28 protein-coding genes are annotated in these 22,246 nt (G+C 62.0%); 15 read left to right on the top strand and 13 right to left on the bottom strand.

The genetic code is table 11. From position 1 onward, the window contains the following. Positions 1–132 precede the first annotated feature (132 nt). Entirely contained in the window at positions 133–750 is a 618-nt protein-coding gene (locus tag V1286_RS28225; RefSeq protein WP_334485163.1) for a hypothetical protein, read from the bottom strand. A gap of 247 nt (positions 751–997) precedes the next feature. On the opposite strand from V1286_RS28225, the gene V1286_RS28220 reads away from it, so the two are divergent. Next, positions 998–1,201 (top strand): zinc-binding dehydrogenase, encoded by a 204-nt coding sequence (locus V1286_RS28220; RefSeq protein ID WP_334485161.1) that lies wholly within the window; start codon positions 998–1,000, stop codon positions 1,199–1,201. A gap of 19 nt (positions 1,202–1,220) precedes the next feature. Here the strand turns inward: V1286_RS28220 and V1286_RS28215 are convergent, their stop codons facing one another. Then, on the bottom strand, positions 1,221–1,823 hold the full coding sequence (locus V1286_RS28215; RefSeq protein ID WP_334485159.1) for a helix-turn-helix domain-containing protein: 603 nt from the start codon (positions 1,821–1,823) through the stop codon (positions 1,221–1,223). A gap of 77 nt (positions 1,824–1,900) precedes the next feature. On the opposite strand from V1286_RS28215, the gene V1286_RS28210 reads away from it, so the two are divergent. The 4 genes from V1286_RS28210 (at position 1,901) to V1286_RS28195 (ending at position 5,099) form a co-directional block, all read left to right on the top strand. Further along, positions 1,901–2,080 carry a hypothetical protein gene (locus V1286_RS28210; protein ID WP_334485158.1) on the top strand — a complete coding sequence of 60 codons (180 nt, stop codon included), beginning with the start codon at positions 1,901–1,903 and terminating at the stop codon, positions 2,078–2,080. Between the two features lie 234 nt (positions 2,081–2,314). After that, positions 2,315–3,628 carry an MFS transporter gene (locus V1286_RS28205; RefSeq protein WP_334485156.1) on the top strand — a complete coding sequence of 438 codons (1,314 nt, stop codon included), beginning with the start codon at positions 2,315–2,317 and terminating at the stop codon, positions 3,626–3,628. Then, positions 3,628–4,146 carry an MOSC domain-containing protein gene (locus V1286_RS28200; RefSeq protein ID WP_334485154.1) on the top strand — a complete coding sequence of 173 codons (519 nt, stop codon included), beginning with the start codon at positions 3,628–3,630 and terminating at the stop codon, positions 4,144–4,146. Before V1286_RS28205 ends, V1286_RS28200 begins: the two co-directional genes overlap by 1 nt. Continuing rightward, positions 4,146–5,099, top strand: a complete 954-nt coding sequence (locus tag V1286_RS28195) for a PDR/VanB family oxidoreductase (RefSeq protein ID WP_334485152.1) — start codon at positions 4,146–4,148, stop codon at positions 5,097–5,099. Before V1286_RS28200 ends, V1286_RS28195 begins: the two co-directional genes overlap by 1 nt. A gap of 2 nt (positions 5,100–5,101) precedes the next feature. Here the strand turns inward: V1286_RS28195 and pgeF are convergent, their stop codons facing one another. Genes pgeF through V1286_RS28175 form a run of 4 tightly spaced genes read right to left on the bottom strand, consistent with a single transcriptional unit; the run spans position 5,102 to position 8,594 of the window. Then, entirely contained in the window at positions 5,102–5,869 is a 768-nt protein-coding gene (gene pgeF, locus V1286_RS28190; protein ID WP_334485150.1) for a peptidoglycan editing factor PgeF, read from the bottom strand. Then, complete coding sequence (locus V1286_RS28185; RefSeq protein ID WP_334485148.1) at positions 5,866–6,993, bottom strand: class I SAM-dependent methyltransferase; 1,128 nt, start codon at positions 6,991–6,993, stop codon at positions 5,866–5,868. Before V1286_RS28185 ends, pgeF begins: the two co-directional genes overlap by 4 nt. Before the next feature lie 8 nt (positions 6,994–7,001). Beyond that, entirely contained in the window at positions 7,002–7,847 is an 846-nt protein-coding gene (lgt, locus tag V1286_RS28180) for a prolipoprotein diacylglyceryl transferase (protein WP_334485146.1), read from the bottom strand. A gap of 12 nt (positions 7,848–7,859) precedes the next feature. Further along, the gene (locus tag V1286_RS28175) at positions 7,860–8,594 is read right to left on the bottom strand and encodes a dienelactone hydrolase family protein (RefSeq protein ID WP_334485144.1); all 735 of its coding nucleotides are present in this window, start codon (positions 8,592–8,594) and stop codon (positions 7,860–7,862) included. 194 nt (positions 8,595–8,788) lie between these two features. Here V1286_RS28175 and V1286_RS28170 point away from each other — a divergent pair, with 194 nt between their 5' ends. The 4 genes from V1286_RS28170 to ychF all read left to right on the top strand — a co-directional run bounded on the left by V1286_RS28170 (position 8,789) and on the right by ychF (position 12,028). Then, the gene (locus tag V1286_RS28170) at positions 8,789–9,070 is read left to right on the top strand and encodes an accessory factor UbiK family protein (protein WP_334358219.1); all 282 of its coding nucleotides are present in this window, start codon (positions 8,789–8,791) and stop codon (positions 9,068–9,070) included. Between the two features lie 357 nt (positions 9,071–9,427). Further along, on the top strand, positions 9,428–10,150 hold the full coding sequence (locus V1286_RS28165; RefSeq protein ID WP_334485142.1) for a 50S ribosomal protein L25/general stress protein Ctc: 723 nt from the start codon (positions 9,428–9,430) through the stop codon (positions 10,148–10,150). A 21-nt stretch (positions 10,151–10,171) separates the two neighbouring features. After that, complete coding sequence (pth, locus tag V1286_RS28160; protein WP_334485140.1) at positions 10,172–10,786, top strand: aminoacyl-tRNA hydrolase; 615 nt, start codon at positions 10,172–10,174, stop codon at positions 10,784–10,786. Between the two features lie 144 nt (positions 10,787–10,930). After that, the gene (ychF, locus tag V1286_RS28155) at positions 10,931–12,028 is read left to right on the top strand and encodes a redox-regulated ATPase YchF (protein ID WP_334489960.1); all 1,098 of its coding nucleotides are present in this window, start codon (positions 10,931–10,933) and stop codon (positions 12,026–12,028) included. A 130-nt stretch (positions 12,029–12,158) separates the two neighbouring features. On the opposite strand, the gene V1286_RS28150 is transcribed toward ychF, so the two are convergent. After that, positions 12,159–12,452: a DUF4282 domain-containing protein gene (locus V1286_RS28150; RefSeq protein ID WP_334485138.1), complete on the bottom strand. Its 294-nt coding sequence runs from the start codon at positions 12,450–12,452 to the stop codon at positions 12,159–12,161. A 205-nt stretch (positions 12,453–12,657) separates the two neighbouring features. On the opposite strand from V1286_RS28150, the gene V1286_RS28145 reads away from it, so the two are divergent. From V1286_RS28145 to V1286_RS28135, 3 genes are all read left to right on the top strand, one after another. Beyond that, positions 12,658–13,119 (top strand): MaoC family dehydratase, encoded by a 462-nt coding sequence (locus V1286_RS28145; protein WP_334485136.1) that lies wholly within the window; start codon positions 12,658–12,660, stop codon positions 13,117–13,119. A 2-nt stretch (positions 13,120–13,121) separates the two neighbouring features. Continuing rightward, positions 13,122–13,601 carry a MaoC family dehydratase gene (locus V1286_RS28140; protein ID WP_334485134.1) on the top strand — a complete coding sequence of 160 codons (480 nt, stop codon included), beginning with the start codon at positions 13,122–13,124 and terminating at the stop codon, positions 13,599–13,601. Positions 13,602–13,740: 139 nt separating this feature from the next. Further along, a complete protein-coding gene (locus V1286_RS28135; protein ID WP_025590610.1) occupies positions 13,741–13,884 on the top strand; it encodes a hypothetical protein in 144 nt (47 codons plus the stop codon). A 343-nt stretch (positions 13,885–14,227) separates the two neighbouring features. Here the strand turns inward: V1286_RS28135 and V1286_RS28130 are convergent, their stop codons facing one another. The 5 genes from V1286_RS28130 to V1286_RS28110 all read right to left on the bottom strand — a co-directional run bounded on the left by V1286_RS28130 (position 14,228) and on the right by V1286_RS28110 (position 17,563). Continuing rightward, entirely contained in the window at positions 14,228–14,644 is a 417-nt protein-coding gene (locus V1286_RS28130; protein ID WP_108522014.1) for a hypothetical protein, read from the bottom strand. A gap of 182 nt (positions 14,645–14,826) precedes the next feature. Then, the gene (locus V1286_RS28125; RefSeq protein ID WP_334485131.1) at positions 14,827–15,729 is read right to left on the bottom strand and encodes a hypothetical protein; all 903 of its coding nucleotides are present in this window, start codon (positions 15,727–15,729) and stop codon (positions 14,827–14,829) included. 259 nt (positions 15,730–15,988) lie between these two features. After that, on the bottom strand, positions 15,989–16,423 hold the full coding sequence (locus tag V1286_RS28120; protein ID WP_334485129.1) for a nuclear transport factor 2 family protein: 435 nt from the start codon (positions 16,421–16,423) through the stop codon (positions 15,989–15,991). A 185-nt stretch (positions 16,424–16,608) separates the two neighbouring features. Further along, positions 16,609–16,875 (bottom strand): hypothetical protein, encoded by a 267-nt coding sequence (locus V1286_RS28115; protein ID WP_334489957.1) that lies wholly within the window; start codon positions 16,873–16,875, stop codon positions 16,609–16,611. 238 nt (positions 16,876–17,113) lie between these two features. Continuing rightward, entirely contained in the window at positions 17,114–17,563 is a 450-nt protein-coding gene (locus tag V1286_RS28110) for a nuclear transport factor 2 family protein (protein ID WP_334485127.1), read from the bottom strand. 339 nt (positions 17,564–17,902) lie between these two features. Between V1286_RS28110 and V1286_RS28105 the strand changes: the two genes are divergently transcribed. The 3 genes from V1286_RS28105 (at position 17,903) to V1286_RS28095 (ending at position 21,584) form a co-directional block, all read left to right on the top strand. Continuing rightward, complete coding sequence (locus tag V1286_RS28105; protein ID WP_334485125.1) at positions 17,903–18,082, top strand: hypothetical protein; 180 nt, start codon at positions 17,903–17,905, stop codon at positions 18,080–18,082. 1,844 nt (positions 18,083–19,926) lie between these two features. Continuing rightward, entirely contained in the window at positions 19,927–20,913 is a 987-nt protein-coding gene (locus V1286_RS28100) for a transporter substrate-binding domain-containing protein (protein WP_334485123.1), read from the top strand. A gap of 494 nt (positions 20,914–21,407) precedes the next feature. Then, positions 21,408–21,584: a hypothetical protein gene (locus tag V1286_RS28095; RefSeq protein WP_171985690.1), complete on the top strand. Its 177-nt coding sequence runs from the start codon at positions 21,408–21,410 to the stop codon at positions 21,582–21,584. A 159-nt stretch (positions 21,585–21,743) separates the two neighbouring features. Here V1286_RS28095 and V1286_RS28090 read toward each other — a convergent pair whose 3' ends face one another. After that, complete coding sequence (locus V1286_RS28090) at positions 21,744–21,998, bottom strand: hypothetical protein (RefSeq protein ID WP_334485121.1); 255 nt, start codon at positions 21,996–21,998, stop codon at positions 21,744–21,746. Positions 21,999–22,246: the final 248 nt, after the last annotated feature.

Raw genomic sequence — 22,246 nt, 5'->3', positions numbered from 1 at the left:
GCATATCGAGAAATCCTCGGAACCGGCGCTTTTGATGGGCGAGGAGATATCAGGCGGGTGGCTTGGCTGGCAACCCGTCGGCCCGGTTTTCCCGGTCAAAAAACGGCAAATACGTGACTTTTACGGGGGCGCCTATTGGGCGCTGTAGCTGAGCGAGGTGACGGCGAGCGCATCCTGCGCGGGTACGGCGCTTTCCACACTCGCGACTGCGGGACCGCGGCGCTCGGGGGCCGGGGCCGGCGCGGCATCCGGAATTCCGTTAATCATACCTGACAGACCACTGAGGCCGGCCTGCGCGATCTTGCGCAATACGAGGTCGTCGGCCGCCGCCCAGGCGTCGCGTCCGGCCTTGCCGGCCGCTTCTTCGCCGGAAAGCCGCAGCGCGCGCTGCTGGTTGTTGTCGTAGACGTCCCAGACCCAGGCGATCACGGTCTTGCCGCGCACCACCTGCGCCGAGAGATAGCCGCGCACGCGGTAGGAAGCCCCGCCCTCGCGGGAGACGATCGACAGGTTGCGCAGCTTCGATTCGCTGTCGAGCACGCTGACCATCCGGTCGAACACCTGCGGCGGCGGGCCGTCGATCGATTCGAACGCCACGGTCGGACCGCTGCCCGTCGAAACCATCGCATACGAGCCGCTGGCTGCGCCTCCGCCGGCACAGCCGCCGAGCGCCGAGGCGACGACAAGCAGCACTGCCGCGATCATGGCGCGCGGCGCTTGCAGGCACGAAGCTGGAACGGTGTTGCTCATTGTTCCCTGCGATATCGTTAAAATGTGTTAAGGTCTAGGGCAGCGGCTGCACCGGCCCCCCAAAAAGATTGCGTCGAGCTCGCGCCCGTTCACCTTGTTGTTGCCAGAATTCTTCAACTCCGCAGGGATGGTCCATGCGAGCCTTTGTCCTCGACGGCTATGGCGCGATCGCCGACCACGTCCGCCCGCCGTGAGGGCGCGGGCAGGCTGGTCGGTGTGGCGGTCCGGCTGATGAGCCGCAAGGTCTATGCCGCGAGCGCCAAGGCCGGCGCGTCCTGTTGCTGGTTTCTTCACAGAGCCGAACGGCGATCAAGAGATCGCCGGGCTCGTCGATCGCGGCGCGATCAGGCCGGTGGTCGATCGCGAATTCGCCTTCGAGCAGTTGCCCGATGCGCTGACCTATCTCGAAGCAGGCCGGGCGCGCGGCAAGGTGGTGTTGCGGGTCAGGTAGGGGATATCACGGTCTGTCTTTAACCTGGCTCGGTCCGGCCAGCCGCAATAACCACAAGGACTTCCGCCTTTTGCCGGCCCAGGCTGTGCACCTGGTGCGGCATCTCCCCGGAGAAATACAGGCAATCGCCCTTTTCGAGCTTGAGCTCTTCACCATCGAGCTCGATCGCGACCCGCCCGCTGACGACGAACAGCATCTCCTCGCCGGAATGGAACGCCCGTTGAATCGTCTCGTTTGCGGCGGTCGAATTCCGTGACGACTTGAACGGTGGCATGAACAGAAACGGCTCCATGCTCTTGTGCGGACGCGCGGCTGCCAAAGCCATCAGTCCGAACGATCCATTCTTCATGGGATCGGCACCTTCTTCCTGATGCCGGTGGACGGTGTACCGCGGCGCGGCGCTCGATTTCGAATCGAAGAAATAAGCGACGTTGACGTCCAGTGCGGCGGCCATGCGAAGCAGCGCCGCAATCGACGGCGCCTTCAGACCGCGCTCGACCAACGAGATATAGCCGCGCGTGAGTTCGCTCATGCTGGCGAGCCGGTCCAGCGTCAGTCCCTTGGCCGCGCGCAATCTGCGCAGATTGAGGCCCACTCCGGCAGTCCTGCTGACGTCAAGCAAAGCGGATCTCCTTCCAGGATCGTCCAGCTGGTGCGGCTCCGGGCATCAGGCACCAATACGCATACAACGAAAGCGGGATGGCCGATATCGTCCTACTAGTAAACATTTGCATTGCAGGAATTTACAGCAACGGCTGGGAAAATATAGGCAAAGATGTGCGAAAATCCGCTGTTTTAGGCTATTTATTTAGCATTCCCTGCCTTTTGCCGACTTCCTCGCCAAATGCCGCTTTTCGCGACGTTGATTTCTATAAGTAAACATGGTCGCTTTCGAGCACGCACGGAGGTTCGAAGGGCCGATCTTATGCTGCAGCTTTTTCCAGCGCGGAGATCGCGGCGGTTGCGGCCGTACCCCGAGCGCCGACGTCCACGCTGGGGCGGCTGAACCAACCAGCGAAAATTGCTGAGACGACCGAACTGCGCCGCGGGGAGCCGCGATGCGGAACGGAAAACTGCGCCTGAAACTGAACATGTCTTTTCAAGGAGCGACCGATGACCGTTGCAGAAGGATTCTCCACCGCTAGCGTCTCGGACGACGCCGCAAATCTGCGGCGTATCGTGTGGTCGAGCGTGATCGGCACCGCCGTCGAGTGGTACGACTTCCTGATCTACGGTGCCGCGACCGCGCTGGTGTTCAACAAGGTGTTTTTCGCCGCTGGCGATCCGGCGCTGGCGACCATTGCCGCCTTCGGCACCTATGCCGTCGGCTTCCTGGCCCGGCCGCTGGGTGCCGCGATCTTCGGCCATTTCGGCGACAAGGTCGGCCGCAAGGCGATGCTCGCCGTTACGATCATCTTAATGGGGCTCGGCACTTTCCTGATCGGTTTGTTGCCGACCTATCAGCAGATCGGCGTCGCGGCTCCGGTGTTGCTGGTCGTGTTGCGCTTCCTGCAAGGCATCGGCCTCGGCGGCGAGTGGGGCGGCGCCGTGCTGATGGTCGTCGAGAACGCGCCGAAGAACCGGCGCGGATTGTTCGGCAGCATGGTTCAGGTCGGCAATCCCATCGGGAACCTGGCGGCGATCGGCATGTTTGCGCTGGTGTCGCAGCTGCCGGAGAGCGAATTCATGGCGTGGGGATGGCGCATTCCGTTCCTGATCTCCGTGCTCCTGGTCGGCGTCGGCCTGTGGATACGGCTGCGCATGGAGGAGACGCCGGCCTTCCGTCAGCTCAAGGCGAGGAACGAGGTCGCAAGGATGCCGGTCCTCGACGTCTTCAAATATCATCGCCGCCCGTTCTTCACCGCGGTGTGCCTGAAGATCTCGGAGATCGCCTATGCCAGTATCGCCGGCGTCTTCGTGATGTCGTATGCAACCTCGCGTCTCGGACTATCGCGCGGGCTGATCCTCAACGGCGCATTCATTGCGTCGTTCGTCGCGCTGTTCTCGATTCCCCTGTTTGGGTGGATGTCGGACAAGCTCGGCCGCAAGACGATGTTCTATGCCAGCTGTCTGTTCTCGGCACTATTCGCATTCCCGCTGTTCTGGCTGCTCGACACCCGCGATCCGACGATCGTGATCCTGACCATCGTGGTTGCGATCAGCTTTGGCCAGATGGTGATGTTCGGCATCGGGGCGCCCTGGTATTCCGAACTGTTCACCGCACGGCTGCGCTATACCGGCGCCTCGCTCGGCTTCCAGGTCGGTGCGGCCTTGAGCGGCGGACTGAGCCCGCTGATCGCAGCGTCACTGATGACCTGGGCCGGCGGCGCCACCTGGCCGGTCTCGCTGTTTCTGATCGCCTGCGCGCTGATCACCGCGATCGCGACATTCGTTGCACCGGAAACGGCCAACAAGGAGCTGACGTGATGCTCGATACCATCCAGACATCCGACCGCGGCGCGGTCGTGCCGGGCTGGACCGGCGTCGTCCGCCACCTCCATGTTACGCCGCGTGCCTTCCTGCCGATGCGCGAGATGCACGAGATCAAGCTGGTCGAAGGCAAGGGCATCGAGGGCGATCGCTACATGATCGGTCGGGAAGCGGGCTTTTATTCGCACAAGCCCGAAGAGGGACGGCAGGTGACGCTGTTCGAGTTCGAAACGCTGGTGGCGCTGAAGCGCGACGCCAGTATCGAGCTCGGGCCCGAGGAGCACCGGCGCAACGTCACCGTCGAAGGCGTGCCGCTCACTCATCTGGTCGGACGTCGCTTCTGGCTCGGGGAAACCCTGCTGGAAGCGACGCGGCTGTCGATCCCTTGCCGGCACATCGAAGAGATCACCGGCAAGGCGATTTTCGATCCGCTGATCAACCGATCCGGGCTTAACTGCAAGATCCTCAAGGGCGGGATCGTGCGCATCGGCGACGCCGTGCGGAATTTCCAGTAATGGCTGCTCCGATCACGACGGTCACGACGATTGTCGAGTCCATCGAGGACGCCGGGCCGGACGTCAAATTGTTCTCACTGGTCGACCCCGACTGCTGGGAGCTGCCGCCCTTTCGCGCCGGTGCGCATATCGATTTGCGTCTGCCCGGCGGAATGGTTCGAACCTATTCGCTGTGCAACGACCCCGCCGACAACAAATGCTATCGCGTGGCCGTCAAGCGCGAGCCGGCCGGGCGCGGCGGCTCGGCGAAGCTGCACGATCAGGTCAGGGTCGGCGACGTGATCGGCGTTTCGCTGCCGCGCGGCGGATTGGTTTTGGACGCGGCGATCTCCCGCTTCATCTTCGTCGCGGGCGGCATCGGCATCACGCCGTTCTTGTCAGCGGCAGCGTTGCTGCTGCGGATCGGGCGGCCGGACTTCACGCTGCACCTGCTGACGCGCGGCGAGCCGCCGCTGGCGCGCCAGGTGGCGCCATTCGTGCAAAGCGGGCATGTGATCCTGCACGATACGGCTACAGCCGGACGGCCGGATCTTGCCGCACTGATCGGCCTGCCGGCGCCCAAAACGGCGATCGGATGTTGCGGCCCCGCCGGCATGATCGACGACTTCGAGCGGGCTTCGCGTGACTGGCCGGGTGAGCGCGTCCATGTCGAGCGCTTCGTGCCGCCGGCATTGCCGGCTGATCCCAATTCACGGCCGTACACGCTTGCGCTGGCGCGCTCGCAGATCGAAACTCGCGTCGAGCCCGGACAAACCATGCTCGCCGCACTTCTCGATCTCGGCATCGACATTCCGGCATCGTGCTGCGGCGGCATTTGCGGCGCGTGCAAGGTCGACTGGCTCGAGGGCAGCCCCGTGCATCGCGACCGCGTGCTATCGCCGGCCGAGCGCGCCCGCAGCCTGATGGTCTGCGTCGCCGGATCGGCGGGCGTGCGCCTGGTTCTGGACCTCTGACGCTACTCGCGCGCCAGCGCAATCGCGTGGACGTGGCGGCCGTAGTCCGGTTCTTTCCGGTGCACCGAGCGGCGGTAGCTGTAGAAGCGCTCGTCGGAATAGGTATCGACGCCGATATCGTCGATGACAAGCACGCCGGCATTCTCCAGCCGCATGCGGATGAAGCCGGCGAGATCGAACATGGCATGGCCTGATCGAACCGAGGGGATGAAGAACACGGCATTCTCCGCGTCAGCGTCCAGAAAACGCTCGACGAATTCGCTGCCGACCTCATAGGAGTGCTGGCGGATCAGCGGGCCGATGGCGGCGACGATGCCGGAGCGGTCAGCGCCGAGTTTTTCCATCGCCTCGATGGTCGATTCCAGCACGCCCGTCAGCGCGCCCTTCCAGCCGGCATGCGCCGCGCCGATCACGCGCGCGCTTGCGTCGGCAAACAGAACGGGTCCGCAATCCGCGGCGGTGACGCCGATGGCGATGCCTTCGGTGCTTGTGACGAGTGCGTCAGCGCGCGGTTTGTCGCCCTGCCATGGTCCGGTCGCCACCACGACGTCGGGCGAATGGATCTGGTGCGCGCTGAGCAGGCGCTCGGGCGCAACGCCCATTTGCTCGGCCATCCGGCGGCGATTTTCCGCGACACTGGCCGGGTCGTCATTGGAGCCGAGTCCGCCATTGAGGCTTTGGTAAATTCCGCTGGATATCCCGCCCTCGCGGGTGAAGAACGCGTGGCGCAGCCCGGGAATGGCTGCGAGCAGCGACGATCCGAACGTCATGCTGTTTCATCTCCAGGCGCCGGCGGTTCGTCGCTGAGGCCCGCGACCGAGGTGAGGTTGGGTTCGGTGACCGCAAGCACCTTGAACATCGATCCCATACCGCCGCGACCGCTGTCGGTCAGGCGCTTCAGCGCGGCGGAAATATCGGCGGAAACTTCCGGCGTGGTTTTTCCCATTAGCGTGACGGCCCGCGTCTCGATGCCGAGCCGTTTGAGGAATTCGCCCTGCGTCACCGGGCCGTGAACGCGCGCGCCGACATCTTCCGCCGCGCGCGCCAGCGCCTGGAAATCGACATGGGCGGTGACGTCGGCCTGGCCGGGATTCCTCAGGGGATCGGCAAAGCTGTGGCGGGCGATCGCCTGGAAGGTGTCGCCGGCGTCGCTGCGCAGATGGCCGTAATCGATGATCAGCGCCGCGCCGTCCTGGTCGCGCACCCGCGTCGCGATCTTCATCATTTCGGTGTCCGGCCGCCATTCGAACACGGCGCCGACAGGGGCGGCGCGCACCAGCGGCGGCAGCAACACCTCGAAGCGCGGCATCGGCTCGTCGGAAGCTGCGAATACCAACTTGCCATTGGCGTCGAGGTTGACGACGCGCTCGTGCCAGCCGGTCTCGCGTTTGACCACCTGATGGATCGGCAGCACGTCGAAATATTCGTTGGCCAGAATGACCGCGGGGCCCTCGGGCACGTCGTCGATGCTGTCATGCCAGCTGATGTTGCGGGCGCCTGACAGCATCGCACGCTGTTTTTCGCGCAGCACGGGGTTGATCTCGACGAGATCGATATGGAGCGATTGATAGAGCGGCGGCAGCACCCGGACCGCGCGGAGCGCATCCGCCATCATGGTGCCGCGGCCGGGGCCGAGTTCGACCAGCCGCAGCATCGGCGGCGACCCGATTGCCTTCCATACCGAGGCCGTCCACAGGCCGAGCAGTTCGCCGAACATCTGGCTGACCTCGGGCGCGGTGGTGAAATCGCCCTCGCGGCCCAATGGATCGCGCGACACGTAATAGCCGTGCTCGGGATGCATCAGGCACAATTCCATGTACCGCCAGACCGGCATCGGTCCTGACGATCTGATCAGCTTGTGGATCTCCGACTGCAACGGCGAGAATTCGGTCACGGCCTGCCTTAAGTCGACTTCTCTATATGCTCCGGCGCCTTGCGGCGCCATGCCTTCATGATCAGGATGGCCCCGACAATGATCATGGGTACCGACAAAAGCATACCCATGGTCAGCCCACCCCACAAAAATCCGAGCTGCGGGTCCGGTTCACGGAAGAACTCGCTGGTAATGCGCGCCAGCGCGTAAATCGTGATGAAGCTGCCGAGGATCAGGCCCGGCCGCTTCAACGCGCCCATCCGGACCATGATCGCCAGGATCGCAAACAGCAGGATACCCTCAAGCGCCGCTTCGTAGAGCTGGCTTGGATGGCGGAAAAGTTGTTTCGCGTCATCGGGAAAGACCATTCTCCAGGGTACGCTGGCATCCGCCTCCCGCCCCCACAACTCGCCTTTGATGAAGTTGGCGAGGCGCCCGAGGAATATTCCGATCGGAGCGACCGCGGTCGTGATGTCGCCAAGCGACAGGATGGGGATATTGTTCTTGAGCGCAAACAGCATCACCGCGGCGACGCAGCCGAGAAAGCCGCCGTGAAAGGACATGCCGCCCTCCCATAATTTGAGAATGGCGGCGGGATGCTCGATGAAGAAGGCGGGGTTGTAGAACAGCACATAGCCGGTACGGCCGCCGAGGATGATGCCGAGGGTGACCCAGAGAATGAAGTCGTCGAGTTGCAGGGGCGCGATCGGCGCCGGCCCGCCCCACAATTTCTCGCTTCTGATCAGCGCGCGCGCATATATCCATCCGATCACGATGCCGCTGATATAGGCCAGCGCATACCATCGGATCGCGAGCGGTCCGATCGAGATGGCGACGGGATCGATTGCCGGAAAGGTGATGGTGAGGAAGGGCATCCGGTGCGATGCCTACGGCACGAGGTTGCGGCGATAGAGCGCCAGCAGCCGCTCCCAATGCCGCTCGGCGGCATCGCGGTGATAGACCGGACGCTTCGGGAAGGCGAAACCGTGATGGGTGCCAGGGTAGATCTCGACCTCGTTGTTCGATCCCTTCATGCCGGCTGCTACCTTGTCGATAATCTCCTGCGGCGCATAGATGTCGGTCTCGGCGCAGGCGAAATAGAGTTCGGCCTTGGTCTTGCTTGCAGCGAGATGCGGGCTGTCGGGCAGGTCGGTTGCGAGATGCGTGCCGTAGATCGAAGCCGCCGCCTTCACGCGATCCGGAAAATGCGTCGCCGCGTTGACCGCGTAGCGGCCGCTCATGCAGTAGCCGAGGCTGCCGACGATCTTTGTATTCGCCGCTTCCTGCGTCTCGGCATAGGCGAGCAGCGCCTTGGTGTCTTCCATCACCATGGGAATGTTGATGGAGTTCATGAAGCCGAACATCCGCTTGCGCTCGGGCGCTTCCGGATCCGGCGGGATCGGTCCGAGCTCCATGACGCCGGAGCGGTAATACATATTGGGCAGCATCACGTAATAGCCCGAGGTGCCGAGCCGCCGCGCCATGTCGCGCAGTTCCTCGCGGATCGCCGGCGCATCCATGTAGAAGATGATGATCGGAAACGGCCCGCCGCGTTCGGGATGGGTGATGAAGGTCGTGGTCTTGCCGTCCTTGGTCGCAATATCGATCTGCTGGTCGATCATGGGCGCTTCTTCTTGCTTTGTGACTCTGGGGGCTGGCTGGACGTTCGATACGATTGCAAGGAAAGGCGGGCATGACAAGGCGAACGGCCGTCAGTCTTGAACCGCGCACTTGAACCTTGCCCTTGAACCCCGCTCTGGGGATCGCCATTGTCATGTCGGTGACGATCAATTTGCAGCGACCGGAGCGTTTTCAGATGACCCAGACCAGCAATCGGTTTTTCGATGAGATCGGCCGTTTGATGAACGACGCCGCCGGCGCCGCCCAGGGCGTCAAGCGCGAGGTCGATACGGTCATGCGCAACCAGGCCGAACGCATCCTGCGCGACCTCGACCTCGTCAAGCGCGAGGAGTTCGACGCGGTCAAGGACATGGCGCGCCTGGCGCGCGAGGAGAATGAGGCGCTGAAGGGCCGGATCGCGGCGCTGGAAGCCAAGCTCGGCATTTCGCCGGCAGCGCCGGATGCCGGCGCAGTCTGAAGACGGACGGGTAGGGGGCACCCTCCCCTGGAGGGGGAGGGTCGACGGGCGCGAAGCGCGCGGCGGGGTGGGGTGACGGTCTCTCCACACCCGACAGTGCCCGAGTTGAGAGATCACCCCACCCCGTCTCGCATCTTGCGATGCGAGCCGACCCACGAGCGAGCTCCGCTCGTCTCGGACCCCTCCAGGGGAGGGTGGCCAACCCGCCAAAAAATCCCTTCATTTCCTTGTCATTTCGTCCCTTTGGGGCTAAAAGCCCGCCACGTCCGCAGCCCCCGCACCCCTGGAGGCTTGCTGTGGGACGCCAGCGGGCCGCGATGCGGCCTTTAACTTTTTAGAAAACAAGGACTTAACACGATGGCGACCGTCAAGGAATTGAAGGCGACCGCGCGTCCGCAGAGCGGCAAGGGGGCCGCCCGGGCAGAGCGTCGCGCCGGGAGAGTGCCCGGAGTGATCTATGGCAACAACCAGCCCCCCGTGACCATTTCGGTCGACGACAAGGAACTGCGCCAGCGCATCCTGGCCGGCCGCTTCCTGACCACGATTTACGACATCGATCTCGAGGGCAAGAAGCACCGCGTGATTCCGCGCGACTTCCACCTCGATCCGGTCCGTGACTTCCCGTTGCATGTCGATTTCATGCGCCTCGGCGAAGGCGCGACCATCCGCGTGAGCGTCCCCCTGCACGTCGTGAACGGCGAAACCTCGCCCGGCGTCAAGCGCGGCGGTACCATCAACATCGTCACGCACACCGTCGACCTCGAATGCTCGGTCGATAACATCCCGCAGTACCTCGAAGCCGATGCCGGCGCGCTCGAAATCAGCTACTCGCTGCATCTCTCGGACATCAAGCTGCCGACCGGCGTGAAGGCGTTGTCGCGTGAGGACGCGACGCTGGTGACCATCGTGCCGCCGTCCGGCTACGCCGAAGAACAGAAGGCTGCTGCGGCGGCTGCGGCTTCAGGCACGGCCGCTCCGGCGGCGGGTGCCGCTGCGGCGCCGGCTGCTGCACCTGCGGCAGGTGCTGCGGCTCCGGCGGCTGGCGCGAAAGCGCCGGCTGGTGGCGACAAGAAGAAGTAAGCAGCGGCAGGATGCCGCGTCATGCGCCTGTTTGTCGGTCTCGGTAACCCCGGTTCGAAATACGCGAACAACCGGCACAACATCGGGTTCATGGCCGTCGACGAAATTGCGCGGCGTCACGGTTTCGCACCGTGGCGCCGCCGTTTTCAGGGCGAGACTTCCGAAGGCACGCTCGATCGCGAGAAGGTAGTTCTGCTGCGGCCGACCACCTACATGAACGAGTCCGGGCGCGCGGTTCAGGAAGCCGCGAACTTCTTCAAACTGTCCGCCGGCGACATCACCGTGTTTCAGGACGAGCTCGAACTGCCGGCGGCGAAAGTGCGCATCAAGATCGGCGGCGGCATCGCCGGTCATAACGGGCTACGCTCGATCTCCTCGCATATCGGCAACGACTACCGCCGGGTGCGGCTCGGGATCGGTCATCCCGGCGTCAAGGAGCTGGTGCACAGCCACGTGCTATCGGATTTCGCCAAGAGCGACCGCCCCTGGGTGGAAGCGCTGTGCGAAGCGGTGGCCGAGAATGCCGGCTTGCTGGCAACGGGCAAGGATTCGACGTTCCAGAACAAGGTTCACCTGGCGCTGCAGGCCAAGGGATTTTTCGACAAAGAGGAAGACGGCGGCGACAAGCCGGCCTGATCTATTCACCGTCATGGCCGGGCCAAAGCGCGAAGCGCGTCTTCGCGCAGATGTCCCGGCCATCCACGTCCTTGCTGGCGGAAGTCGAGAACGTGGATGCCCGGGACAAGCCTGGGCATGACGAATACGGATACAGAGGACGAAATGGGATTCAAATGCGGTATCGTTGGCCTGCCCAATGTCGGCAAGTCGACGCTGTTCAACGCGCTGACCGAGACGGCAGCGGCGCAGGCGGCGAATTATCCGTTCTGCACCATCGAGCCGAATGTCGGCGAGGTCGCCGTGCCTGATCCTCGGTTGGACAAGCTGTCGGCGATCGCAGGCTCCGCGCAGATCATCCCGACGCGATTGACCTTCGTCGATATCGCGGGCCTCGTTCGCGGCGCCTCGAAGGGCGAAGGCCTCGGCAACCAGTTCCTCGCCACCATTCGCGAGGTCGACGCGGTCGCGCATGTGGTGCGCTGTTTCGAGGATTCCGACATTACCCATGTCGAAGGCAAGATCGCGCCATTGGCCGACATCGAGACCATCGAAACCGAACTGATGCTCGCCGACCTCGACAGCCTTGAAAAGCGCGTCGACAATCTCGCCAAGAAGGCCAAGGGCAACGACAAGGACGCCAAGGAAGCGCTCGACCTCGTCAACCGCGCATTGGTGCTGCTGCGCGACGGCAGGCCGGCGCGGTTTCTGGAGCGCAAGCCGGAGGAAGAGCGCGCCTTCGGCATGCTGGGCCTCCTGACGTCGAAGCCGGTGCTCTATGTCTGCAATGTCGAGGAAGGTTCGGCCAAGGACGGCAACAGCTTCTCAAAACAGGTGTTCGAGCACGCACAGAAGGAAGGCGCGGTCGCGGTGGTGATCTCGGCCAAGATCGAATCCGAAATCGCGACCCTGTCACGCGAGGAGCGCGCCGATTTTCTCGAGACGCTTGGTCTTGAAGAGGCCGGCCTCGACCGCCTGATTCGCGCCGGCTACCAGCTGCTCGACCTCATCACCTATTTTACCGTGGGCCCGAAGGAGGCCCGCGCCTGGACCATCCACCGCGGCACCAAGGCGCCCGCGTCGGCCGGCGTGATCCATACCGATTTCGAAAAGGGCTTTATCCGGGCCGAGACCATCGCCTATGCCGATTACGTCGCGCTGAATGGCGAAGCCGGCGCCCGCGACGCCGGCAAGCTCAGGCTGGAAGGCAAGGAATATGTCGTCGCCGACGGCGACGTGATGCATTTCAGGTTTAATAACTGAGAACTCTCCACGTCATTGCCTGCGACAAACGCGAAGCGTTTGCGCAAGGGAGCGAAGCGACGAAGCAATCCATCTATCCCCGGGTGGAGAGGTGGATTGCTTCGCTTCGCTCGCAATGACGGTGAGGGGGTTACCGCATCTGCCCCTGATCGCGGATCGCGCCAAGATGCTCATTGATGCGGAAGACGATCAGGATGAATTCCGCGGCGATGCGCGAAAACACCACGCCGACCACGACACCGGCGATCGAGGACAACAGCAGGATGAATCCGCCGAACGGGCTGATCGCCATCGCGGCAAGTGCCGAGAAGATCCCGGACAGGCCGAACAACACGATCAAGCTGATGACCAGCCAGTAGAAGGTCTTGATGATCGTGGGCGTGATGAAGCGGTCCCACTGAAACAGATCCTGAAAATCGAGCATCGATGGTTCTCCGGCGAGTCAAAAACCTGGTCCCAGATGGCACAGGGCTAGCCCCGAAAACTGCTTCGGGCAAGTCAGGGCCGAGCGCCGGGAACGGTACTCGCCTCTGGCGAACGAGCCATGCGGGTGGACGGGTTGAGATTGCTGCAAATAACGGCCACATTCAGGCTTCCCCGCCGTAATCCTCAATCCAAATCGATGATAGATGACAACGCTGACCTTCGAAGACTTCGCGCCCGGCCATTTCGGCACATTCGGACCGCGCCACGTCACGCGCGAGGAGATTCTGGCCTTTGCCGCCGAATTCGATCCGCAGCCGATGCATCTGGACGAGGAGGCGGCCAAGGCGTCGATGCTGAAGGGCCTGTCCGGTTCGGGCTGGCATCTCGGCTCGATCATGATGCGGATGCTGTTCGACGGCTTTATCGGCCGTACCGCCTCGCTCGGCTCGCCCGGCGTCAACGAGATGCGCTGGCTGGCGCCGCTCCGACCGGGCGATGACCTGACGCTGGATGTCGATGTCGCGGAGGCCAGGATTTCGAACAGTCGTCCCGAAACCGGCATCGTGACCCTCATGAGTACGATCCGCAACGCGGCCGTGGTCGTACTCTGCGAGATGGAGTCCCCGATGATCGTGCGCCGGCGCCTTGAAGCAGGAGCGGAGTAGCGATGCGTTTCTTCGAGGACATCGAGATCGGCGCGCAGCGCGAGTTTGGCTCGTTCACCTTCACCGCCGACGACATCAAGAGGTTTGCCGCGCAGTTCGATCCGCAGCGCTTTCACCTCGATGAGGAAGAGGGGCGCAAATCCCTGTTCGGGGGGCTGGCCGCATCGGGCTGGCACGTTGCGGCGGTGTGCATGAAGCTCCTGGTCGCCGACGGCAAGCGCTTGACGGCCGAGGCTGTCGCGCGCGGCGAGAAGGTCGCGGTGTGGGGGCCCTCGCCGGGCTTTCGTGAATTGCGCTGGATCAAGCCGGTGCTGGCCGGCGACACTATCCACTTTTCCAGTGTAGTTGAAACCAAGCGGACCTCGGAGAAGCGTCCCGAATGGGGCATCGTGCAGGCCCGCAATACCGGCACCAACCAGCGCGGCGAGGTGGTGTTCTCGTTCCTCGCCACCGCCTTCGTGCCGCGGCGGGGTGATGGTTAATCGTAGCCCGGCACATGGTTAGCGAATTGTCCCGTTAGGTCATTGTAATCCATGACTCCACGGAACGGATTATTTGCTAACGCATTTTGAACTTTCTGGCTGCCAAATGCGTCTCAGGGGAAGTACCGAGGGGATGACGATGGCAGATCGCGGCAGCCTGAAATTCGTCGGCTTTATTTTCGCAACCGTCACGATGGCGGTGATGCTGACCGCCACGATGGTGGTGAAAAGCTACGCCGACGGTGTCTACACGATCGAGGACACCGCGTTCGTCCGCCAGTAGTTGCGGATCGGATCGCAGTGATCTGATAGCCAAGAGCGCTGAAGAAGTTCAGCGGCTCCAGATCAGCGTCATTACCACGACCGCAAGCGTCAGCAGTCCGATGAAGCGGATCACGATCGTGCCCATGCTGTGCGACGACTGGCGCAGCGGCATTGAATTCATGTTGTCTGGCTGAACGTTTTGCATCGCAGGTAGTGTCCCCAAAAGGTGCCTGCCGTCACGTGACGACATCCGTCTTTGGACGCGAGCGTGTTTATAAAGTTCAGATCGAGCACAGCCAAACAAAACCGCCGCGCTCAGTTACGGAACGCGGCGGAGTGTCAGATTTTTGCAACGATCACGCTTAGCTGTTGCGCAGACCGTCGGCGGCGCGCTTCCACTGCGTGACGTTGTCGGAGATCATGCGCGTCGACTTCATCGCGGCCTGGCTGAGCTGGGCATAGCCCGAGATTTCGCGCTGGACGCGCTGGCCTTCGGCATGCAGCAGGTCGCGGAGGCTTTCGAGTTCGGAAATCAGCTTCTCGATTTCCGCAAGCGAGGTACCGGCGACCCGCTGGATCAGCGAATTGACGTTGTTGACGGTGGCTTCCGCGTTCGGATCGAGCGGCGCGGTGTCCGGGGCGACCGCGGGGCGGCGCAGATAGGCGATGTCGTTGCGAACGAATTCGCGGATGCCGGCCTCGACTTCTGATACGGCGGCGAGATCGTTGTCGACCTCCGGGGTTTCATCAATCTGTTCGGGGCGAATGGTGGCGTTCATCGGCAATTCCTCTGTTTCGCTTTCAGGCGAGCGCGGACGTCCCCCGCACGACGAAGTGGAGCGTTCCCATCTGCGCTGCCGATTTTGGCCGCATCTTGGCCAATCTGCGGCAATGCTGGATCATTCTCGAGGGGCGGCGTGTCCAGCCCGGAAAACGCGTCAAATCGGGACAATTCCGGGCCTTACCAGCTGCGTTTGAACCCTGCGCTGAGGCTCTTGTTGGCGGCGCCGGACGGCGTTTCGCCGATCGAGCCCGAGATGGTGACGCCGTCGAACAGTTTCTGCTCGGCGCCGACCTTGCGCAGCCATTTGTCATCCGAGGTCGAAAGGGTCTGCCCGGCGATCAGGCTGGTGCCGGTGTCGCTGATGCTGAGCCTCGCGGATTGATCGGTCTCATAGCTGCGGGCCGGATGGCTGACGATGCCGGGCACCGGCACGATGCCCTGCTGGATCAGGTTGTAGTCGTTCTTCAGGGTCACCGAATATTGCTCGCTGAGCGGCAGCGATTTGCTCAAGGAGGTGCCGAGCCTGCTCTGCTCGGATCCGGGATCGACGCGGGCTTCGACCGAGGTCTTGTCCCAGATCGAGGCAACGCCGGGGGCCGTGATCGCCGCCCATGCGGTGCCGGACGATTGCGGCAGGCTGCCGCCATTGGCGAGTTTTTCCGAGAGCAGTTCGGATGTCGTCGCCGTGCCTTGCCGTGCGACCGTCATGTCGGCGCCGATGCGCGTGTCCCAGAACGGCGTGATGGATTGCTTGACCGACACCGCGGACGTGCCGTTCGCCCTTTCATTGGCGGACCACGCGGCTTCCGCGCTGCCGGCGGCTTTCGACGCGCCGCTTCCCTTCGGCGCCGGACCGGTCATGGTCGACGCATCGACATTGAGCAGGCTCCAGTCGAGCTTGCTGACGTCGATGTCCTTCATGATGTCGACGTCGTTGACGCTGGGAGCCGCCTCGGTCTCTTCCGCCTCAGGCATGTCCGCATCGTCGTCCGCCAGCGGCGTTTGTGCCGCTGCCGCCAGTATCGAAGCCAAAGTGATGCCGGCCACCAGCAATGGCAGCCGTGCCCAGCCAAATCGCATTTTGGGAATCATTGCCCGCCCGCATTCCAAGTCTCGCCCAGAATGCGTTCGCTCTGTCGCGAAATTATGGCGGGTGCAACGATCTTGCTCGCTTCACGCGAACGTCATGGCCGGGCACAGCGCGTCACAGCGCCCGATGACCCGGCCATCCACGCCCCCTTGGGGCTGGCGAAGGAAGACGTGGATGCCCAGGCGGGAAGATGCGATTTGCGCGCCCGGGCATGACGATTGGAATCGATTGACGTGAGCTAGATGTGAACTAGACCGCCATGCGCGGCAGGTGGATCGGATAGCCCACGGTCTGCTCGACCAGATCGAAGGTATCGACCAGCACGCGGAAATTGGTCAGGCGGCCGGCCCTGAACTGGGCGAAATGGGCGATGCGCAGGCTGATCGGCTTGTTCGAATCCAGCGCGGTCAGCGAATAGCGCATCATCGAGGCGGCCGAATCCACGCCCAGCATGATCGATTCGCGGTCGAAGCGGTGGACGCGGAAGTTGTCGGCGATCTGCCTGATCACATCGATCACGGCCGCCTTGCCGCGGCGCGAGCCGAAGAACGGGTACATGTCGATCGGGCCAAAGATCGCCCAGTCAATGTCCTCGTCGAGCAGGGCTTCAAGATCGGCGGGCTGGCGTTCGTTGATCGCGCGATGCAACGCGCGCGAAAAACGCCAGAGACTATGCTCTGTCATTTTGGTCTGGTCCTTGAAACTGGATTTTCAAAACAGCAGTCGCGCCCAAATGGGGCGTCTTCATCGACGCCGGGCCGAAATGCTGAACTTCACTGTTGCAGCTACAAATAGAGGACCATGGCCAAAACGCAATTGCCGTTTTTGCATTGCACAAATGCGGCGGTTTCCGGCCGTTTGCCGATCACTTAACGGTCATGACCGCGCAGCGGCTGCCGCTCGATAGCGATTTCGGCGTCGCGAACGGCGATGATGCCGAACAGCAGGGCGCCGCCAATGCCGCCGATCGCGGCCCCCAGCGGCATGAAGGTGAAGAACACCAGCATCCCGCTATAGCCTTCAAAACTCGTGGTTTTGAAGATTTGCACCCAGGCGAGGCCGGCCCCGACGCCCAGTGCCGCGCCTCCCAAGGTCCCCAACGCCAAACCAAGCAAGGTCAGCAATGCGATCTTCATGTGTTCTTCGTGTCCGGAAACAGCCTTGTGGTGTGTCACGGAGGAGGCGATCAGGTTCAATGGCGTTTGGAATATCCGGCGAAGCGTTCCGCATTTCATCTGTCATTCCGGGGCGATGCGTAGCATCGAACCCCAATGTGCAATTGCACATTGTGGAATCTCGAGATTCCCCGATGTGCAATTGCACATCTGAGGTTCGCGTCTTCGACGCGCCCCGGAATGACGGAGTGCGTAGACGCTAGATCGGGTCCGGCCGCCTGCCGGTCAGGATCGCGGCGATATCGCGTTCGAGCAGTTGCTGGACCAGATCGAAGGTGTCGATGACTTCCCTGATATGGCTGATCTTGCCGTTGCGCAGCGTGTAGAAGCCGGCGATGTCGAACTGCACCATGCGCTGATTGATGCTCTTGCGGAAGAACACGCGGATGAACGCGGACGCCTTGTCGTTCTCGGTGACCAGCATCGGCACCTCGCAGCGCAGCTCGGAATAGCGGGCGCGCACCGCATTCCACATCTCGCGCATTTCGGCCTTGCCGCGGCGATGGCCCATGTGCGGCAGGATGTCGATCGGGGCGTTGGCGAGAAATTCGATGTCGTCGGTGCAGCGCTCCAGCGCGGCCTCGACATCGCCGGAATACAGGACGTTGAGGAAATCCAGCACGTGCTGACGATTTGATCCCTCGGTCATTCGCCCACCTACCTGTGCTCGATCGGCTCTTGCGGCCGGCCCCATTGTGAACGGAACGGCAGAAGTATCAGCCAAAGGAACTAAAGTATCTGTCGCGATGGTTTCGAAATGGTTCACTGCTACGGGCCGTGCGGCGGGAAGGGGCGCGGGGCGGTATCTTATTGCTTTCCGAGCGCCGCTTCCGGGGGCGTCCTTCTGTTCGAAGATCACCGAGCCGCGCCGAAATCGGTGGCATGGGTTTTTGCGGCCGGCGACAATGCATGCGCCGTTGCATGCAACCGTTCCGGGGAACGATCCCTCCACGGCCGGCGTTGCTTTCGATTGATAACGGAGACCATGATGACGAAACCCGTTCCGCCCGTCCCGCAAGATAACCAGAGCCACAAGGGCCCCGGCAGCGCGCCCAGCGTTCCGCTCGATACCACCAAGGGCCATCGCGACGACGAGAAGAACAACATCCGCGAACAGGCCGAGCACGGCAACATGACGCAGAACACGAGCAACCGCCGGTCGGGGTGAGGCGGCGGCGCCGTCATTGCGAGCGAAGCGAAGCAATCCACAGGCTGTAAAGAAAGAATGGATTGCTTCGTCGCTTCGCTCCCTTGCGCAAACGCTTCGCGTTTGTCGCAGGCAATGACGCGGCTGCGATTTCGGATTCGAATGTCAAACAGCTAGAACCGCAGGATGGGTGGAGCGAAGCGATACCCATCAATCGTGATGGACGCAGCGCGCGATGGGTTTCGCTTCGCTCCACCTATCCTACAAGGAGACACGCCTTCGCATTCTCGCGGCGCGACGCGCCCGAAGTCATGCGATCGGCGATGCCCTCGAAAAACGAAGAGGGCGCAGGGAAAGCCGGGTGCCCTCAGCACCCGCAGTCGTGCGCACAAAATGCACACGGGTGACTGCAAGGTGCGCCGGAACACCCGGCCTTCCCTGCGCAATGGTTTTACGGCTTATAGCGCGCTCTTCCCGGCGACGAATTCCTCTTGCCACCGTCGCTGACGGATTGGCGATTAGCCCGGTTGGGGCCGACAAATCTCCATCAGCTTGACACCAGCCACGGGTGCCAGAACCACACGCCTTTGCCGTCCGCGGCTTCCTCCACCAAAACGCTTCGACCGGCTCATGTGCTGCCGACCAAAATCCTGGCGAAGGCGTTTAAGCGCCGGTCGTCTGCGCGCCGGATAATCGCTCACGGAAAATCCGCCCTGCGACCCCTCGCGCGCCCAACGCTGCCGCGTCCATCGCATCCCGCACCCAACGTCCGTGACGATCGCGATACGCCCCTCTAGCGGGTGCGGGATGGCGGGAGTTGTAGAGGTGATTTGGGGTAACCGCGAAGCGAATTATTTTCGCGACGAGGACTGGACCAAGCCATGTGTGATTTGCCCGGCAAGCAACGCAATCGGTAGTAGTGTTCTCGCGAAAGAGGCGTAGGCGGCTCGAGGGGCTGCGGCTCGCCGTCGACGCGTGGATCGAGCAGGACGGCAAGCGCCGCTGGCCAAATACATTCAGGATGCTTTCAAGAATTTGAAAGCCGAGATCTGACTGGCCACCGATCGATTGGACACTTGCCTAACTAGCGACACGACAGTCCTGCCTCAATCTCGGTCCAAAAGCCGCAATGCGAATTTGCGTGCGCGCCGTGGTGTGTCGCGTGAAGCAAAAGCACCAAGGTGATCGCGAGGAATGTAAGAGAAGCGAGAAGGATACGTGGCATGTTAATCCGTAGTTGCTGTTAAGGCGCTCGCGTCGATACAGGTCAGCATCGCCCATAAGGGCACTGGGTAGAGCCCGAGCTGCTCGCCGAGATCGAGTACCGGTCAGGTCAGCCGAGAGCAAGGTGCGCCATCCATTCTTCAAGGGTTACGGGGATACGCCGGCCATAGGTGCGACGAGTTCCCAAGGAACAGTTGAATTGGTCTGCTATGGGTCGGCGGAGGGGCGGGTTGAGCGTACGTTGAAGCCGATATTCACCGCGTCACCGCTTCTCGAAAGCTTGACCTCGTTCCGGCGCGTCGGTTCCGCATCGGGCCGAACTGGTCGGCGCTCCGCCTGATGACGAAATGCCGCCAAATAGCAATGCTTCCGTCGGCCGATCTCCAATACGTATTAAGTTAAGGTCCGCTATGAGTTCGTTCGAGGAATCTCCGGCAGTCCCGCACCGTGGCGCTTCTGACGGGCTGGATTTCGCTCCGGAAGCCCTTAGCCGTTTAGCGCGGCGAGATCGGGCCTCTCAAGGCAAACCAGCGATTTCGTCAGTTCGACCGCTCCTGCTATGCGTTCTGTCGCTGGCGGTGCTTGCGCTCGACTGCAACGCCGTTCGAGCCCAAGGCACAGTCCCTGACAGAGAATTGGTAGTGGCGACCAAGGAGGCCCCGCCCTTCGCGATGAAGCAGCCGGATGGGAGCTGGGGCGGTATCAGCATCGAACTTTGGAGAAAAATCGCTGCTGGAGCGCATCTGCGCTTTCGCTTGGTCGAGACCCAGAACGTGCAGGATCTGCTGGATGACGTCGCGAAGGGCACCCTTGACGCCGGTGTCGCGGCAGTAACTGTGACCGCTGGGCGCGCACGCAGCGTCGATTTTACGCAACCCTTCTACAACACCGGACTTGGGATTGCGGTGCCCATCAATGAAAGCGCCTGGGTATCGATCGGGCGGGCACTTCTTTCCTTCGGCTTCTTCCAGGCTGTCGCGGTACTGCTTTGTTTTGCGATGGCGGTCGGCTTCCTCATTTGGCTACTGGAACGCCGGAAAACGGAACATTTCGGCGGAGGAGCCAAGGGGCTCGGCTCCAGCTTCTGGTGGTCGACTATCGCCATGACACAGGCGGGAGCTGCTCAGAATGCGCCGGCAACTCTTCCAGGGCGAATCGTCGCAACCGGGTGGATGATCGCTTCCGTCATCGCCATAGCCGTGTTCACCGCAGGTATCACCTCCACCCTCACGCGCCGAGGGCTCGAAGGCGCCGTTCACGGCTTCAACGACTTACGATCCGTGCGCGTCGGCGCCGTCGCGAACTCTGCGACAACCGACTACCTAACTCGTCAGCAACTTTCCTTTCGAGCATTTCCGGACCCTCAAAGCGGCCTATCTGCATTGAGCCGCGGCGCGATCGATGCCTTCGTCCATGACAAACCGCTTCTGACCTGGACCGTCCGGAAGGATTTCTCGGCCTCGGTTCGTATTGTCGACACCAGCTTCAGCAGCGAGAGCTATGCAATCGTGCTGCCGAAGGGCAGTACCTTGCGGCCAATGCTCGATCTCGCCGTGCTCGATCAGATCGAAAGCGATTGGTGGCGACAAACGCTGTTCCAAACCCTTGGAAATGCACGATCTCCCTAACTGACCGTGCGACCCCCATCCGCTTTCAGTGTTATCTCAAGTTCCGCAGGCCGTGCGCGAGTGGAAAGGCGCCATTCCGCCGCTTGCGGCAGGTCAACACGACGGTGCTATGTGAAATCAGGAACCGCGCGGCGCGATCTCTCGATTAAGTGGTATGCGACTTTTGTACCAAAGCAGCAATGGCGACGCTTGGCTGTGGACGCGCGATCCGGCGTCGAAGTTGCCGGTCGTGAAACACGAGCCAAACGTGAGCTCTGGCGGACAAATCTCCACACGGATATCGGCAAATTCCTCCGAGACGGTGCAAACGGCCCAGAGCACCAGGCGCTACTAAGGCTTATCGGCACGCTGATGGATAACTGATGGCACGAGCCAGCCAGCGGGAGCTCCCGAATTTGTAGCCTCAATTCAACGAAACTAGCACGACTTGCCCTTGACGCCCGGCCGGTGCCTCGGGATGCTGCACCCGGCAGCAGCAAGTCCAAGGATAACTCATGGCGATCATTTCAGTTCTAATTGGCGTTCTGATCATTGTGGTCGTGGGCGCAATCTGTTTTTGGGCCATCGACAAGTTTGCTACCGACGGCCGATTGGCAAACCTCCTCAAATTGCTGGTGGTGCTCGTTTGCTTAGGCGCGATTGTGCAACGCCTGCTTGTCCTAACCTATTAGCCCGTACCCCTCGTGATATATCCTCCACGCACGTTACGTCAAACGGCCGGCAGTATCGCGATCCAAGCGACACCACAGCCAGCGGATGGTTTGGTCGTCCGCGATCATCCTATGCCATTCATCTGATGAGTGGATGATTTGATTGGGGTTGCGAAGTCGTTAGAAAAACGGTTTGACCGTCAGCCCTGCCGCCCGGGCATCCTGTATGAATGTATGTGCTTCCTCATTGGACATGGTGAGGTCAACGCCGCCGAGGAATTCCTCTCCCTTGGCAGTATTCGCACGGAATGTCGTCTCGTGTCTGCGGATATCAACTGTATAGTCAATGTCGCTTTGTGCTTCGGGCATGGCATTCTCCTCGATCCGAAGCCTGTCGCCGATGCAAAGAACGAGCTCCAGGCGAAGAACGTCCATGACCAGCTTATCAGGCCGAAGAAGCGCTAGATTGTTCTCAAGCCGACTTTCGATGCGACAGTTCCTGCAACGCGCGTCGCGCAACAGCTTCTAGCTAGTCTAGCGCGCCAAGCGTCCTTTCGCCTTTGTTGCAGCTTGAAACAGCTTCTTCGCGATGTACTTTCGCGTTTCATGATCGCCGCCACTGTTTGGCAGTACACGACAAGCATTCTCTTAGAGCTACGTTCGGTGGGTGACGCGACCGGATT

The organism is Bradyrhizobium algeriense, assembly GCF_036924595.1.
GTDB lineage: Bacteria > Pseudomonadota > Alphaproteobacteria > Rhizobiales > Xanthobacteraceae > Bradyrhizobium > Bradyrhizobium algeriense.
This window is presented reverse-complemented; position numbering and strand designations above follow the sequence as displayed.